15 protein-coding genes and 1 riboswitch are annotated in these 15,852 nt (G+C 65.0%); of the genes, 2 read left to right on the top strand and 13 right to left on the bottom strand.

Features of this window, described 5'->3' with window-relative positions; all coding sequences use genetic code 11:
• Positions 1-13: 13 nt before the first annotated feature.
• From BMF89_RS12550 to BMF89_RS12520, 7 genes are all read right to left on the bottom strand, one after another.
• Positions 14-1,483, bottom strand: coding sequence for a carboxyl transferase domain-containing protein (locus BMF89_RS12550; protein WP_078107442.1), 1,470 nt, complete (start codon positions 1,481-1,483; stop codon positions 14-16).
• Entirely contained in the window at positions 1,480-2,724 is a 1,245-nt protein-coding gene (locus BMF89_RS12545; protein ID WP_078107441.1) for a CoA transferase, read from the bottom strand. The genes BMF89_RS12550 and BMF89_RS12545 overlap by 4 nt, the downstream gene beginning before the upstream one ends.
• Positions 2,721-4,199 carry a sodium:solute symporter family protein gene (locus BMF89_RS12540; RefSeq protein ID WP_253190807.1) on the bottom strand — a complete coding sequence of 493 codons (1,479 nt, stop codon included), beginning with the start codon at positions 4,197-4,199 and terminating at the stop codon, positions 2,721-2,723. Before BMF89_RS12540 ends, BMF89_RS12545 begins: the two co-directional genes overlap by 4 nt.
• On the bottom strand, positions 4,199-4,513 hold the full coding sequence (locus BMF89_RS12535; protein WP_078107439.1) for a hypothetical protein: 315 nt from the start codon (positions 4,511-4,513) through the stop codon (positions 4,199-4,201). The genes BMF89_RS12540 and BMF89_RS12535 overlap by 1 nt, the downstream gene beginning before the upstream one ends.
• Positions 4,510-5,940 (bottom strand): amidase family protein, encoded by a 1,431-nt coding sequence (locus tag BMF89_RS12530; RefSeq protein WP_078107438.1) that lies wholly within the window; start codon positions 5,938-5,940, stop codon positions 4,510-4,512. The genes BMF89_RS12535 and BMF89_RS12530 overlap by 4 nt, the downstream gene beginning before the upstream one ends.
• A gap of 214 nt (positions 5,941-6,154) precedes the next feature.
• Positions 6,155-7,126 carry an Lrp/AsnC family transcriptional regulator gene (locus BMF89_RS12525; RefSeq protein ID WP_078107437.1) on the bottom strand — a complete coding sequence of 324 codons (972 nt, stop codon included), beginning with the start codon at positions 7,124-7,126 and terminating at the stop codon, positions 6,155-6,157.
• Between the two features lie 99 nt (positions 7,127-7,225).
• The gene (locus tag BMF89_RS12520) at positions 7,226-8,512 is read right to left on the bottom strand and encodes an MFS transporter (RefSeq protein WP_078107505.1); all 1,287 of its coding nucleotides are present in this window, start codon (positions 8,510-8,512) and stop codon (positions 7,226-7,228) included.
• 102 nt (positions 8,513-8,614) lie between these two features.
• Between BMF89_RS12520 and trmB the strand changes: the two genes are divergently transcribed.
• Positions 8,615-9,538 carry a tRNA (guanosine(46)-N7)-methyltransferase TrmB gene (trmB, locus tag BMF89_RS12515; RefSeq protein ID WP_078107436.1) on the top strand — a complete coding sequence of 308 codons (924 nt, stop codon included), beginning with the start codon at positions 8,615-8,617 and terminating at the stop codon, positions 9,536-9,538.
• 44 nt (positions 9,539-9,582) lie between these two features.
• On the opposite strand, the gene BMF89_RS12510 is transcribed toward trmB, so the two are convergent.
• From BMF89_RS12510 to BMF89_RS12485, 6 genes are all read right to left on the bottom strand, one after another.
• Entirely contained in the window at positions 9,583-10,230 is a 648-nt protein-coding gene (locus BMF89_RS12510; RefSeq protein WP_078107435.1) for a DAK2 domain-containing protein, read from the bottom strand.
• A 25-nt stretch (positions 10,231-10,255) separates the two neighbouring features.
• A complete protein-coding gene (locus BMF89_RS12505) occupies positions 10,256-11,263 on the bottom strand; it encodes a dihydroxyacetone kinase subunit DhaK (RefSeq protein WP_078107434.1) in 1,008 nt (335 codons plus the stop codon).
• Between the two features lie 65 nt (positions 11,264-11,328).
• Positions 11,329-12,048 carry an HPr family phosphocarrier protein gene (locus tag BMF89_RS12500; RefSeq protein WP_078107433.1) on the bottom strand — a complete coding sequence of 240 codons (720 nt, stop codon included), beginning with the start codon at positions 12,046-12,048 and terminating at the stop codon, positions 11,329-11,331.
• Positions 12,045-12,692 (bottom strand): dihydroxyacetone kinase subunit DhaL, encoded by a 648-nt coding sequence (gene dhaL, locus BMF89_RS12495; protein WP_078107432.1) that lies wholly within the window; start codon positions 12,690-12,692, stop codon positions 12,045-12,047. The genes BMF89_RS12500 and dhaL overlap by 4 nt, the downstream gene beginning before the upstream one ends.
• A gap of 1 nt (position 12,693) precedes the next feature.
• Positions 12,694-13,686, bottom strand: coding sequence for a dihydroxyacetone kinase subunit DhaK (gene dhaK, locus BMF89_RS12490; RefSeq protein ID WP_078107431.1), 993 nt, complete (start codon positions 13,684-13,686; stop codon positions 12,694-12,696).
• Positions 13,683-14,438, bottom strand: coding sequence for an MIP/aquaporin family protein (locus BMF89_RS12485; RefSeq protein WP_078107430.1), 756 nt, complete (start codon positions 14,436-14,438; stop codon positions 13,683-13,685). The genes dhaK and BMF89_RS12485 overlap by 4 nt, the downstream gene beginning before the upstream one ends.
• A gap of 171 nt (positions 14,439-14,609) precedes the next feature.
• On the opposite strand from BMF89_RS12485, the gene BMF89_RS12480 reads away from it, so the two are divergent.
• On the top strand, positions 14,610-15,368 hold the full coding sequence (locus BMF89_RS12480; protein WP_078107429.1) for an IclR family transcriptional regulator: 759 nt from the start codon (positions 14,610-14,612) through the stop codon (positions 15,366-15,368).
• Between the two features lie 153 nt (positions 15,369-15,521).
• A riboswitch (glycine riboswitch) is annotated at positions 15,522-15,621 on the top strand.
• Positions 15,622-15,852: the final 231 nt, after the last annotated feature.

Raw genomic sequence — 15,852 nt, 5'->3', positions numbered from 1 at the left:
CGAGTCAGTTGGGCTAAAGCTGCGCGGCGATCTGCCGGGAGGCGGCTTCCGCGAGGCGCTTGATGAAACCCCCGCCCTCGCCTACCACCTCGTCCACGGCACCATCCTCGAGGAGTGCGCGTGCTCCGATCCGTTGCCGCTCACTCAGCTCGGCCGCCAACGAGGTGTCACCGTGCACGATGATGCTGGCACCTTCGGGGGGCAGCGGAGCGAGCCAGGCGTTCTCTGCCGCCACCGTGCGGCGGGCAGCCGCAAGAGCGAGCGCACCGCCACCAGTCCCCTCGCCGAGGAGCACGGCAACGCTCGGCACAGTAAGTCCGAGCATTCCCGCGATGCAATCGGCGATCCCGCCCGCGATTGCGGACTCCTCGGCTCGCGCCGAAAGCTCGGCCCCCGGAGTATCCACCACCGTCACGAGCGGCAGCCCCAGTTCCTCTGCGAGGCGCATTCCCCGGCGGGCCTGCGCCAAACCCGCCGCGTCGAGGACGCTCCCGGCCCGCTGGGCTGCGCGGTCCTGGCCCACGACGACGACGGGCCGGCCCTCGAGTTCGGCCAGCACGACGGCGGTACTCGCCGAAGCTGCCCCACGGCCGGTGCCGTGCAAGCGCACGAGGCGTCCGAACCCGTTGTCGAGCAGTTCGGCCAGACCGGGACGTCCGGCGTTACGAGTCCGCAGGACCGAATCCCATGCGGAAGCGTCACCGCTGGACGCGGCTTGACCCGGCGATCTCCCGGCGTCCATCCACGACCCCCGGCCCGCGAGAATCCCCACAACCTCAGCGGCAAGGTTCCTGAATCCCCGTGGGTCCAACACGGCGTCGACCGTCCCATGGGCGAAGAGGTGTTCACTCCTCTGGATGCCTTCCGGGAACGCCTGCCCGGTGAGTCCGGCGTAGACCTTAGGGCCCAGGAAGCCAACCAGCCCATCCGGTTCCGCCACAGTCACGTGCCCCAACGATCCCCACGAGGCGAAGACGCCGCCAGTGGTCGGGTGCCGGAGATAGGCCAGATAGGGCAGTCCGAGACGCTTGTACGCCGTGAGCGCCTCGGTGATCCGCACCATCTGCAGGAAAGCCAGGGTGCCCTCCTGCATGCGGGTGCCCCCAGACGCCGGTGCGACCACGAGGGGCAGCCGACGTCGGCCTGCTTCTTCAATTGCTGCGACGATCCGCTTGGCGGCGGACCGCCCGATCGAGCCGCCGAGGAAGGCGAACTCGCTGGCCAGGACGGCCACGGGCTGCCCATCCAGCGTCCCTTCGCCCGTGAGCACGGACTCGTCGGCGCCGCTGCGCTCCCGGGCCCGGGCCAGGTCAGCGAGGTAGGCAGAATCCGCCCCCGGCGGCGCAGGGACCGGCCGGTCCCAACTGCGGAAACTCCCCACGTCGAGGAACTGGTTGAGGAACTCCGCCCCGCCAAGGCGGCGCTGCCGCGTTCCAACGGTGCCCGGCTCCGAGGGCCGGGCGGCCTCAGTCACCGCCGTCATGACGCCCCCGAGCCAATTGATGCCGCGCCGAGCAACGCGGCCCCGTCAAGCCATGCGCGGACGGCGTCGTCGTGCTCTCCGAGCCTCGGCGGCGCAGAGTGCCGCAACCTGGTGGTCTCGGTGCCGTCCGGCCGGAAGAAGCGCAGCGGCGATCCGGGGACCTCGATACGTCCCAGCGTGGGGTGCTGGAGTTCAACCGCCAAGTGCTGGCTTCGAGCCTGTTCCCAGGCAAAGACTTCGTCGAGGGAGCGGACCTTGCCTCCCGGCACCCCGGCCGCTTCAAGCCGCGCGAGCAGCTCTTCGGCGTCGGACCCTGAGAACGCGGATTCGATGGCTTCGATCAGCGCGGCCCTGTGGGCAACGCGGGACTGGTTGTCCCGCCAGCGTTCGTCCTCGGTGCTGAAGCCGAACTCCTCCGCGAAACGCCGCCACAAGCCTTCGGATCCCACGGCAATCTGCACCGAGCCTCCCATGCAGCGGAACAAGCCATACGGCGCGATCGACGGGTGATGGTTGCCTTGGGCTTGCGGAACCTCGCCACCCACTGTCCAGCGCGTGCCTTGGAAAGCGAGCACGCTGACGATCGAGGACAACAGCGAGGTGCGTACTATTTGGCCTCGGCCCGTCCGCTCGCGTTCCAACAGAGCCGCCAGCACACCGTAGGCTCCATGGATTCCCGCCAGGACATCCCCAATCGGCACGCCTACCCGCTGTGGGTCCCCCGGACCTGCCCCTGTCAGGGACATCAGCCCTGCTTCGCCTTGGGCAATCTGGTCGTAACCGGCCCGATGCCCCTCCGGCCCGTCGTGGCCGAAGCCACTGATGGCGAGAACCACCAGCCGCGGATTCAACTCTTCGAGGCTCGCCGGGTCGAAGCCCAGGCGGTCCAGGGTTCCCGGTCGGAAGTTCTCCACGAGGACGTCCGCCCGCCGCAGCAGTTCCCGCAACGCAGCCTTGCCTTCCGCCGACTTGAGGTCGAGCCGGATGGACTCCTTATTCCGGTTGCACGAAAGGAAGTACGTGGACTCGCGACCCTCAGGGGTGTCGACGAACGGCGGCCCCCAGCCGCGGGTGTCATCTCCGCCGTCGGGATTCTCCACCTTGATGACGCGGGCGCCGAGGTCACCGAGCATCATGCCGGCGTGCGGACCGGCAAGGGCGCGGGAGAGGTCGACGACGAGCGTGCCGGCCAGCGGTCCCTGGTGGTGTTCCTTGTGGTGGGGGAGCTCGGCCCGCGTCATGCTTCGGCTCCTACGGTGCTGTGCCCCGCTACCGGCTGTTGCTCCGCCGAGGGTTGCCCCGTGTTCTCCGCTGGCTGGGCTGTTGCCTGCGGAACGCGACGACGGCGGATAAGTTCAGCGACGGCAAGCACCGCAAGGTTCGGGGCGAGGGAAATAAGGCCGGAATCCACGCCGCCCGTAGGGATGTTGCCGAAGGTAATGACGGCTACCGTGAGCGTGCCGACGATGATCCCCAAGTTGACCGGAACGGCACCGATGCGCACTTTGCGGCCGATCGCGATGGCGACGGCGGGTGCGAGCTGGGTGAGGCCGCCGTACGTGAGCAGGAGCAGCGCTCCGATGTCCGATTTGGCGAGCCCGAAGGCCAGCGCCAGTCCGACGGCGATCGCGACCACCACGTGATTGATCCGGAACCGCAGCTTGGGGTTCTTCACGAACAGCAGGTTGTTCGAGACAAGCGAGGAAATGCCCATGGCGATCGCGCCTGCGGGAACCATGGCGGCCGCCGCGCCGCCGATGGCAATGATCGCGATCAGGGGCTCTGGCAAGGTGTGCTGGGCGATGCCCAAGAGGACAAAGTTGCTCTTGGTCTTCGGATCGAGGACCAAGGTGGCGGCAATTCCGGCGGTGATCGGGATGAGCAGGAGAAACTGGTAGACCGCAAGCCATTTGACGTTGTCCCGCAGCACGGCACCGCTTTTCGCGGCGAGGACCGGCGGCCACAAGTGCGGGAAGGTGTTGAGCCCGGCGCCGATGCTGGTCACGATGACCGAGGTCACCCAGAAGGTCGCGTCGAATCCCGGACGGCTGATGGTGAGGTAGCTCGGGGCGGTATCCATGACCTTGGCGAAGATATCCGGGATGCCGCCAATCCCGGCCACCACACCGGCCAACACGATGACCAGGGCAGCCAGCATGGCGAAGTCCTTGAAAACAGCCACCTTGGCCAGCCCACGGATCCCCGCCCAGATCACGAAGACCACCACCAGCGCGCTTGCCACGGCCATGCTGTAGCCGCGGGCCGATTCACTGCCCGTCGCGAGCTGGACGATCAAACCGAGCCCGGTGATCTGCAGTTGCAGGTACGGGATGAGGAAGACCGCTCCGACGAGGGCCACGGTTTTGCCCAAGGCCTTGCTGTTGAACCGGTCCTTGAAGAAGTCCGCCATGGTCAGGTAGCCGCGGTTTGCGCCGAGCTCCCGCTGCCGGGGAATCACGAAATATTGGACGATGCAGTTGATGGTCAGGTAGGCGACAGCGAAGAGCGCGGCAACGCCGCCTCCGAAAGCGATTCCGGCGAGGCCGAGGAAGCTGAAGGTGGTCAGCGACTCGCCTGCCTGGAGGAACCAGCTGGTCCAACGGGGCAAATCCCGCTTGCCGACGGTCCAACTGGAGAGTTCAGTCTGGCGCCGGCGGCCTACGATACCGAGCGCGCCGATGCCGACAATTCCGATGATGATGGCGACTGTAAGCATCAGTGGCCCTGCCTTTCGGTGATGGTGGCCGGGCTGTTGGTAGCGCTGTTCGTCACGGCAGCGAATTCAAAGGCGCTTCGCTCAGCCTCGAGCCGATCGAGTTCGGCACCGCCTTCGCGAAGGTACGTGCGCTCGATAATCTGCAGGGCGACGATCGTAGCGACGATCATGAGGCCCATCCAGACGATCGCCGACGGAAGGCCAAGCCAGAGCGTTGGTGTGGATACGAAGGGGAGGAACGGTGTGATGATCATGCCCACGATGGGGACGGAGGCAATGGTCAGTCTCTTGGGGGATGCCAGGGTAGTGCTCATAGAACTGCAGCTCCTTGGGGGCGAACGGATGAGCAGGAAGAGATCTTCTCGAAAGCGGAAGCCAGGTGGAGGAGGCGGGCGTCGCTGCCACGCGCTCCGACCATCTGGAGGCCTACGGGAAGTCCGGCCGGGGTGAATCCGGCCGGAACCGACAGGGCAGGGAGGCCCAGCGGGGTGAACAGGTACGGGGCACGCATCCAGTCGAGATAGTTCTGGAGCCGTTGCCCCTCGATCTCGGTGGGGTATTCGAGATCGACGTCGAACGGGACAACCTGGGACGCAGGGGCAATAACCAGGTCGTAACGCTCAAAGAATCCGGCCGCCTTGCGAATCAGGCGGGTCATTCCTTCCTCCGCGCGGACTACGTCGCGGCCTGTGAGCAGGGCACCTTCGCGGATGTTGCCGGCGAGGAAATGGTTGAAGGCATCGGGTTCCGCGGCAAGCTGTTCGCCCCACATCGAATCGAAAGAGGCCGCACGCAGTACGCGGAACACTTGCTCGGAACCGTCGAGGTCCGGGCAGTCCAGTTCGACATGGGCACCGAGGGCAGCGAGGACGGCCGCTTGCGGTTCAATGACGTCGAGTACCTCCCGGCTCACCGGAATCCGGCCGCCGAGGCTCGGGGCGAACGCGATACGCAGGCCGGCGAAATCCGTGGGGGACGGTTCGGTCGAAGGGCATTCGGGATCCGGCAAGAACACCGAGTGCGGATCCGCTGACGACACGCCGGTCATGACTTCAAACAGGAGCGCAGCGTCTGCCGCCGTGCGGCCCATGGGTCCGGCCACACCGAGCGGGAAAAAGACGTTGTTGCCATCCGCATTGGGGACCATGCCGGGCGTTGGGCGAAGGCCTACGACATTGCAGAACGACGCCGGGTTGCGGAGGGAGCCGCCCATGTCGCTTCCGTCGGCGATCGGCTGGAAGCCCGCTGCCAGGGCCGCCGCGGCACCGCCGCTGCTGCCGCCGGCGGACTTGCCGGGGTCGTAGGGATTGCGCGTTGCACCGAAGACACGGTTGAAGGTGTGGGATCCGGCGGCGAACTCGGGGACATTGGTCTTGCCCACCCGAACGGCTCCGGCGTCGAGGATGCGCTGGACGTGCAGATCGTTTTCTGTCGGAACGTGGTCCCGGAATTGCGGGTGGCCGAAGGTGGTGCGCATCCCCGCGGTGTTCGCCGCGTCCTTGAAGCTAATGGGCAGCCCGTGGAGCGGCCCCACCGGCTCTCCGGCCACAATCTTCCGATCGGCTTCCGCGGCCGCCGCCCTGGCGTCCTCTTCATCGAGGGTCACCACTGCGTTGATCAGCGGGTTGAGCTTGTCGATCTGGTCCAGGTGCGCCTCGAGGACCTCGGTGGCGGACACCTGCCGCGAGCGCAGGAGCCCAGCGAGCTCCACGGCTCCACGGTAAATCAAATCGTTTGTCATGATTCATCTTGCTTTCATCTAGTTTCCTTTTGAGTCATTTCTTTGCCTCAAGTGGAATTAATGAACCACGATAGTGCGATGGATCACATTTGACTAGGGGTGTGCGCAAAGTTTCTTGGCGTGCACGAAACCCGGACCAGGGCAGGAGGTAACCGGGAATGGGCGCGCCAAAGGAACAAACGGCCGGGAAATCCCTGGAAAGCCTCAGGAAGCCTTACCCGAGGGCGGGCATGCGCACGCCACCGCGCTTGTACGCTCGCACCACGAGCGAACTGCGCACGGCCAGGGCACGCGCAGCCCACGGAGATGACGTGAGGAAATCGCGCAGTTCGTTCAAGCTGGCGAGCGTGACGTTGGCCATGAGCTGGAATTCGCCCATTGCCATGACCGCGTAGCGGACCCCGGGCGCTTCAGCGAGCAGTCGGCCAACCTCGACGGCGTCGGACGGGGCGGTGCGGACCCAGACCACGGCTTCGATCGGAAGGCCGATGTCCGAGGGCTCAACGATCGCCCGGACACTCAGCGTGCCCTCCTCGAGAAGGGTGTTGAGCCGTCGGCGCACGGCAGGCGCGGAAAGTCCTACGGCCTCCCCCAGCTCGGTGACTGGAACGCGACCGTCAGCCACGAGGATCCGCACAAGGTGGGAGTCGACGTCGTCGAGCGCTCCACTCGCACTCGGCCGGGACGGTGGAGGCGGCATTTCCTGGAGTGCGGCAGTTTCCTCGGCGGTGACCGGGCCCGGGTGCCATTCAGCCACCGTGCGGAAATACTCCATGACGGGCGAAGCGCTCACTTGCACCACGCCGTCGAGGGCTGGTAGTTCCTCCAGTACAAGGCTCGAGAGGCGTCCCGGACGGGCCTGTACTTCGAACAGGAGCCGGGTGGGACCGGTGAGCGCATAGACGAAGATGGCGTCCAGGTCGCGGGAAAGCTCCTCCGCGATGGCGACCAACCGCGAGGGCTCACAGTGAACCTCGACAAGGTGGGTCGGGCCGAGCGTCACCAGGCCGGCCACGCGCACGATGCTCGAATCCAACAATGCGATGCCACGGCGGGTCACGGTGCTGAAGGGTTCGCCCAGGACTTCGGCGATGCGCCGCCAGGAAGCGCGGCCGTTGACCTGGAGAGCGCCGACAATCCGCCGATCGAGCCCGTCCAGCTCGCGCGAGGGTGCCAGCATGACCATGTACCCGATTATGCCGCCTCGCTGCGTTCCCTCCCCAACGAACTCGCAGTTGTTGTCGTTTAGAGGCCCGAAAACGACAACAACTGCGAGTCAGTTGGGCTAGCCGACGTAGCGGTTCCGGCCCGCGCGAAAGCCGAAGAAGGCCGCCAGGGATCCCACCACGAGGAATAGGATGCCGGCAGCCGCGAAGCCACCGGTCGCTTGGTGCAACTGGCCGACCATCAGGGTTCCCGTGGAGCCCAAGCCATAGCCGACGCCCTGCATCATGCCCGAAAGGTGCGCCGCGGTATGCGAATCACGGGTCCGCAACATGATCATGGTCAACGCCACAGCCGTGAGGCTCCCCTGGCCCAGGCCCAGCAGTCCGGTCCACACCCAAATCAGGTCCGTCGGTCCGAAGATGCTCAAGGCGAAGCCGCCGCCGGTCATGAGCGCCACCACGGTGTTGATGACGCGCTGATCCTTGAACCGGGCTGCGAGCCCCGGAGCGATGAACGAACCAAGCATCTGCAACACGATCGACACGGACACGATCAGGCCGGCCGTCCCGCCGTCGATCCCGCGATCACGCAGAATGGGCGCCAGCCAGGCGAACACGCTGAAGGACATCATCGCCTGCAACGCCATGAAGATGGTGACTTGCCAGGCGACGGCGGAACGCCAGACGTTCGCACCGCCGTCGGCGGCGTTGTGCCGGACGGGATGCTGGCGGATCGCCAGAGGGAGGAAAAGCAAAAGTACGACGGCGGCGGGCAGCGCCCAGAACCACAGCGCCGAGGTCCAGTTGCCGGTCGCCGTGAAGACGGGATAGGTGAAACCGGCGCCAAGCGCTGCTGACGCGCAAATCGCCGTCGTATACAGACCGCCCATGAGCCCGAGCCGGTGCGGGAAATCACGCTTGACCACGCCGGGCAGCAGCACGTTGCAGAGCGCGATCGCGGCGCCGCACGCCGCGGTACCGGCAAGGAGGGCCGGCAAGTGCCCGGCGCCGGCGAGATCCACGGGACGGATCAGCAGTCCCGCCGTGAGCACTACCATCGCGCCGAGCAACACCCTCTCGGCACCGAACCGGCGGGCCAGGATCGGCGCCAGCGGCGCGAAGACACCCAGCAATGTCACCGGCACAGTGGTGAGGACAACCACCGCCCAGCCCGGCAACCCGGCGTCGGCGGTGACTTCCGGAAGGACTGCCGAAAAACTCGAAAAAACCGTCCGCAGATTCAGGCCGATGAGCACCAGGCAGATCCCCAGGAAGACGAGTCCGCCCCGCGTCTTGACGAGAGTGGGCTCGGGCGCGGGAAGCTCGTCGATCTCGGCGTCGATCAGGATCTCGGGGACGCCGGGGTGCGGCTTGGTGTTCTTGGGGGCGCTTGAAGCGGGGGTCACCAACCCATTCTGGCAGTCATGCTCATACCGGGGCGGCTCATGACGGGAGCGCACCCAGGGTCCGCCGCGGACGTTAGGTGCCGCAACGGTATTCTGGAGGAGATGAGTGAAACCCCAGAAACCCCTGAAACACCGCAGTCTTCGCGCCCCGTGACCCCCGGCAGCCAGGCCTCCTTCGGCACGTACGGCGGCCGGCCGGTCAGTTTCGTGCGCCGCGGGACGCGGCTTCAGGGCCGCCGCCAGGCCGCGTGGGAGGAACACTCGGACCGCTGGGCCATCCAGGTTCCGCGGCACGTTGCCAACACTTCAGTGCACCCGGACTACGTGTTCGACGCCGAAGCGGAGTTCGGGCGCAAGGCGCCGCTGATCGTCGAAATCGGTTCGGGACTCGGCGATGCCGTATGCCACGCCGCGGAGGAGAACCCGGACAAGGACTTCCTCGCCGTTGAGGTCTATACCCCCGGGCTGGCCAACACCATGATCAAGATCAACAGCCGCGGACTCAGCAACGTCCGCGTCGTGGAGGCCAACGCCCCCGAGGTCCTGGCCACCATGCTCCCCGCAGGCTCAGTCAGCGAGCTCTGGGTCTTCTTCCCGGACCCGTGGCACAAATCCCGGCACCACAAACGCCGCCTTATCCAGCCCGCGTTCGCCGAACTCGCTGCGCGGTCCCTCGAGAAGGGTGGCCTGTGGCGGATCGCCACAGATTGGTCCAACTACGCCATCCACGTCCGCGAGGTCCTTGCCGGCTCTACCGAGTTTGAGAACGTGCACGACGGCGAGCGAACCGGCGCAGAGAGCCCCCTCACCCAAGTGTGGGAATCGGGAGTCGAATCCATGGTTGGCGGGGCACCAGTCAAGGAAGGACGGGCACCGGTCAGCACCGAGCACACCGGCCCCAACGAGGGAGTGGATCACGTGGGCGGATGGGCTCCGCGCTTCGATGGCCGCATCCGCACCAGCTTCGAGAACAAGGCCCACGAGGCCGGACGCATGATCTTCGACCTTAGCTATCGCAGGATCTAGCAGCATCTCCTCCACACATCGTGTGCATAGCATCCCGGCGATGGTTAGCTGGTGGCCCGGCCGGCGCCGATGGTGTCCGCGCCGGCCTCAAAGAACAGTGCGATGGTGACCGCGCCGGGGTCGAGCACCCCTCGCGCGAGTTCGCCCACGTAAGTGGCCCTGCCGCGCGCGGCGATGAGGTTGGCGGTGGACTCGGCACCGGCCCGGGCAGCCAGGGCTGCTTCAAGAAGCGCCTCGCCTAGCGTACTGCCGAGCTCGGCCCCTGCGGTGAGGGCAATGGAGGCCGGTTCCAATGCGTCGATCATTGTGTTGTCACCGACCCGAGCGCCGCCGAGTTTCTTGATGGTCGACAGGCCCGCGGCGATGCTTTGGGCGATGTCAATGACTGCTGCCGCGTCATTCTTGGTGCCTTTCGCAATGTCACGGAACCACATCCCGAACAGCGGTCCGCTGGTGCCGCCGGTGGCCATAAAGCCACGGCTTGCGGCCTCGAACACACTGGTGCAGGTCGCTTCCGCGGCGGGAGGCAAACGCGCTTGCGTGCGTTCCAGGGCGGCGCCGATGTTCACGCCGAAGTCGCCATCACCGGCGAGGCGGTCAAGCTCCGTCAGATAAGCCTGAGTCGAGGAAAATCGTTCGCTGAACGCGGTGAACCACGCCAGTGCGGTGCTGCCGTCGATGAGGTTGGTCATGGTCTTTCCTTCGGTTGTTGTGTTGTTACCAAGAGAGGGCCGGCGTGCGGACTGCGGCGTCCCACAGGCCGATCAGCTCGTCATCGGCGACGGTCAGGGTGACGGACAGGCCGTGCATGTTCAGGGAAGACACGTACGTGCCGACCAAGGAACGCGCGATGCTGATGCCACGACTGTTCAGAAGGTTGTGTACGTTGCGGGCTGCGATGGATAGCTCGAGCGGGTGCGCCCCGCCGAGGCCGTTCACGATTGCGATCACCGACTGGCCGCGTTTGACCTGCAGGCTGGAAACCAGCGGGGTCACGAGCTGTTCGACCAGATCGTCGGCGGGTGCATAGGCGATGCGGCCGGTGCCGCGTTCGCCATGGATGCCCACCCCGTATTCCACCTCGTGTGGTTCCAGCTCAAACGCTGCAACGGACTCCCCGGGGTGCGTACCCGCATCCAGGGCGATCGCCAGGCTGCGGGAACGCGCTACGACGTCGCGGCCGCGTGTGGCGATCGTGGAAACACCGGCGCCCCGCTCGGCAAGGGCGCCGCATACCTTCTCGACGGTGACCACTGCGGCGGTGCCGCGGCGTCCGGGGCCGTCGTTGCCGTTGTCGGAGGCAAGGTCGTCGTCAACCAGGACCTGCTCTACAGGGACGCCGTCGTCATCGGCCAAGGATGCGGCGATCTGGAAGTTGAGTACATCACCGGTGTAGTTCTTGACGATTTGCACGACGCCCGCGCCTGTGTTGGCGAGCTTGGTGCCCGCATGCACCTGGTCTGCGGTGGGGCTGGCAAACACCGCGCCGCAGACGGCCACGTCGAGCATGCCGCTTCCGACGAATCCGGCGTGCAGTGGCTCGTGGCCGGAGCCTCCTCCTGAGACAATTCCGGCCTTGCCGGGTGTCAGGGTTTTGCGGGAGATCAGGTTGTGTTCGTTGTTGAATGTCACGAGATCCGTATAGGTCAGGGCGAAACCGTCCAGGGCTTCGTCGATGACGCGGTGGGGGTTATTGATGATGTGTCGACGCACGGCTGTGGGCATGGAAGTACTCCGGTTCTGTAGATAGGACAGCGGAAAGAGGGGGATGAAAGCGTTGGGGATGGAGGCTAGGAAAGCTCGCCGAACCCTTGGAGGACGAGCTGCTTTACGGCGTTCACGGCCCGGCTGGCGTCGGGGCCGTTGGCATCAATGCGGAGCTGATCGTTCTTGCTCGCTGCGAGGGACAGGAGACCGATCACACTGGATGCGCTGACCGGTCCCCGCCCGGCGGTGGTGTTTGTGAGTTCGATGTCGGCACTGAACTCCCCGGCCGTCTGCACGAGCAGGGCTGCCGGGCGGGTGTGCAGGCCCATCGGATTAATCAGACGTTCCTCTGCGCTGGCGGCGGGGTTCTCCGGATCGGTGTCTTCCGCGACTGAAGCGCCTGCTCCGGTCGCGGTCTGGGTCTTCTTTGCGCCGAGGGCGTTGCTCGCTTCAGCGGCAACGTCGGCCAGCGAACTGCCTGCCGTTGCGCTGACCACTGCCACCGTAGTTGCTTCGACGAAGGGGCCGTCGCTGATCAAGACCTCGTAGGTGCTGCTGCGGATCTCCAATGCCAGGGATGAGCTAAGGATCGCTGATCCGAGGTCGGTGATCACGAGCACACCCTCAGTAGTGGCGAGGTCATCGATTGCGGACGCGATTGCTGTTGCGTCGGTGCCGAAGCCTCCGGCCACGCCCGCGGCGATCCGGATGGGAGGTTGCACGCCGTGAACCATTTGCAGGGCGAGATCCATCGCGGCATTTGCGAGGGCTTCACTGTGTGAGACGAGTACGATGCCGATCATGGGGTTCCTTCCCCGATGCTGGCGGCCAGCGTTGCAAGCAGGATGGCCGCTGACGCGGCTCCCGGATCGATGTGTCCGGCGCTGCGCTCACCGAGGTAGGACGCCCGGCCTTTGCGTGCGACGAGCGGTTTGGTGGAATCCCGGCCGGTCGTCGCCGCAGCGGCGGCGGCCGCAATTGAGCACTGCAGTTGCTGGCCGTCAGCCAAGGACTCGGACAGTGCCGTGACGGCCGGTTCGAGGGCGTCAATCATGGTCTTGTCGCCAACCGTTGCGTGTCCCCGTGCAATGATGCCGTTGACGCCGGCATGCAGCGCGCTCTCCAATTCAGATCCGTTCAATTGCGCATCCGAGGGGCTGTTTCGGGCCATTTCAATGAAGAAGGTGCCGTACAGGGATCCGCTGGCTCCACCCACGGTGGATACCAGGGTCATGCCGACGGCCTTAAGCAGTTCCTGTACGGTGCCTGTCATACCGCCATCGAGCTTGGTGACCACTGCGGCTGTGCCTCGGACCATGTTGGTCCCGTGGTCGGCATCTCCAATCGCCGAGTCCAGTTCGGTCAGCCAGTCCGCTTCTCTTGTGATTTCGGACGCGAAGCGGTGCAGCCACTTCTGCAGCGCATCGATCGTGAGCGTTTCTGGCATGTCAATCGTTCCAGCGAAGGGCGGGGGTGTTCACCGGCGCGTCCCAGAGGTCGAGAATTTCGTTGTCTGCACCGACCAGAGTCAGGGAACAGCCCCGCATGTCGAGGCTGGTGACGTAATTGCCAACCAATGAACGGGCTATCGTGATGTTGAGCTCGTTAAGGCGGTCGGAGACCTCGGCGAACATTGCGTAGAGTTCGATCAGCGGGGTTCCTCCCAGGCCGGTCAGCAGAGCGATGACCGGTTTGCCGCTGAAGTCATAGTCGGTGGTGATCGACTCGACAAACGCGTGGGACAGCTCCGCGGCCGACATCATCGGTACACGCTTGCGTCCTGGCTCGCCGTGGATACCGACGCCAAGTTCCATTTCGTCCTCGGGGAGATCGAAGCTGGGCTTGCCTACGGCAGGAACAATGCAGCTGGTAAGCGCCGCTCCCATGGAACGTCCCGCGTCGGCGATCCGTTTGGCGAGCGCATGTACCTTCTCAAGCGACCAGCCGCGGGCCGCGGCGGCACCGGCAACCTTTTCCAGTATCAGCGTGGTGCCCACGCCACGTCGGCCCGCTGTCCACGTCGAGTCCTCAACCGCTACGTCGTCGGCGACGACAACCGAAGCAACGTCGATCCCCTGCTCCCGGGCAAGTTCGGCCGCCATTTCAAAGTTGAGCAGGTCGCCGGTGTAGTTTTTGACCACGAAGAGCACACCAGCCCCTGTGTTCACCCTGGTGGCGGCTGCCAGAATCTGGTCTGGAGTCGGTGATGTAAAGATCTCACCGGCACACGCGGCATCCAGCATTCCTGGGCCTACGAACCCGCTGTGCAGCGGTTCATGGCCCGAGCCACCTCCGGAGACCAGTGCGACGCGTCCCTCCCGTGGTTCGGTGCTGAAAACGATGCGGTTCTCGAAGTCCACTGACAGTTGGCCGTGCGCGGCGGCGACACCGCGCAGTGCGTCCGCCAGCAGGGTCTGCGGGGAGTTCATCAGCTTCTTCATGCCCGGGTTTCCTGTTCGGTCAGAGCAACGGTCAGCGAGGTGCGGTCAGCCTGCGTGCGCGAGATGAGCCCGAACAATGCTCCCGCGGCGATGCCTGCTGCAAGTTCCGCGGCAACATAAACAGGCCATTGCTCCCAGTGAATGGTTCCGCCCATTAGGAACTGCACGAGCATCGGCCCTGTGGTCCTAGCGGGGTTGATCGATGCCCCCGTGGCGGGCGCGACGGGGATGATCGCGGCGAACACGATGAATCCGATGACAATCCCGGCAAAGCCCGGTGCTGCCTTGCGGTGGATCACGCCGAATACCGTGAAGACGAGCAGGAAAGTACCGATGAACTCAGCAGTGAAGGCCTGCCAGACGGGAATCTCGCCATAAGAGGCCACTCCGAGGCCCAGTTCGCTGGCGCGCTGGCCGAGTACACCGATGATGGCGAATGAGCCTGCAACGGCGCCGATTACCTGGGCTGCGAGATATCCCGGCACATCGCGCCACGGGAACTTTCCTGTTGCGGCAAGCGCCACTGTCACTGCGGGGTTGATGTGATTTCCGGATATGTAACCGAAGACGTAGACGGTACCAATGACAACTGCGCCAAACGACAGCGAGATGACGCCCAGCTCGGAGCCGGTGAACGGCGCAGTGCCGCGGGCCATGGCGAGGGCGGGCACGGATCCTACGCCTACGAACACGAGGAACGCGGTCCCCAGGAACTCGGCAGCAAGCCGCTGCCACATGCGGTTTTCGTCCATAACGAAGTTCTCCTTTGAACGGTGGGGTGATATTGGACGACGATCAGATTCGACATTGTCGACTTACGTTCGTTAATATCGAATCATGCCGTTTAGGGTTCCCGACTGTCAAGGGGCTAAATTAACTTGTTGGCCCGACAAGGCAACCGATGATGCGAGAGTGGTGGAGCTGTGATCCAGTCGATTGACCGAGCGGCCAAAATCCTCGGGCTCCTTCAAGGCGCCAGACGCCTTGGAATCTCCGAACTGGCCGCCGCGTTGGAACTTCCGCCTTCCACAGTCCACGGACTCGTGAAATCGCTACAGGCACACGGGCTGGTCGCCCAGGAAAGCTCCGGAAACCGCTACATGCTCGGGCCCGCGCTGCTGAAACTTTCCAGCGTCTACCTCGATACCCTTGACGTCCGGGCTCGCGCGATGCGGTGGATGCACGAGTTGTCTCGACGGACCGGTTACGCGACGCGACTGGGCGTGAACCTTCTCGGCGAGGTTTTGATCATTCATCACGACCGCCGCCCCGATGGCACAGAGCAAATGCCGGAAACAGGACTCAACCTACCCGCCCACGCCTCTGCTCTCGGAAAAGTACTGCTCGCCTACAACCCCGAGTTCGAAAATGACGTGCTCAGCAAGCCCCTGGCCGAATTTACCGGCGAAACGATCACCGACCCCGCCGTCCTCCGATCCCAGCTTGAGGAAGTGCGCAAGAACGCGCTCGGATTGGAATACGAGGAAGCGGTGATTGGCGAGGCGTCCATCGCGGCCCCCGTCTACGATGAAAGCGGGTCCGTCATCGCCGTTTTGTCGGTAGTGCTCTCCGCGAGCGAGTGGCCAGCAAGCGAGGCCACCGTCCGCGAACTCCGCGACGCCGCGTGGACAATTTCACGGGAACTCGGGGCTTCCGTGTGGTCCTCCCAGGGTGTCCGCTAGACGTTGCGCAGGAGCCGAGTTCCGTATGAAAAGCCGCGGTCCGGGCCAGAGGGCCGCAGCGGAGCCCACGACAGTTGCGACAGCCGCCCTTTGCGCACCGCACAGGCACCGGATACCATGTGAGACGTGTCACCGAAAGGCGGCATGTGCTTATGATCTGCGGCGGGAGAGCCCTGCCGGTACATTTTCAGCAGGCGCCGTAGGAGCAAATCCTCCCCAGGAATCTCTCAGGCCCATGTACCGCCGCGGCAAGGCGACTCTGGAAAGCAGTCCGGGCAACCGGGCTCACCGACGGTGCAAGCGTCCAGCCGCGAGGCGGGACGCGGAAACTCTCAGGTCCAATACAGAGCGGGGAGGAACCGAATCATCGTGGTGCGTCCGCGCCACCTGAATTATGGAGTTCCTCATGACCCTGGCACCTGAAGGCCGTAAGCTGCTGCGCGTTGAACAGCGCAACAAAGCCGTCCCGGTCGAACGCAAGCCC

It is taken from the genome of Arthrobacter sp. SRS-W-1-2016, assembly GCF_002009585.1.
GTDB classification, from domain to species: Bacteria; Actinomycetota; Actinomycetes; order Actinomycetales; family Micrococcaceae; genus Arthrobacter; species Arthrobacter bambusae_A.
The sequence above is the reverse complement of the archived record's forward strand: the minus strand, read 5'-3'. Positions and strand labels throughout refer to the sequence as shown.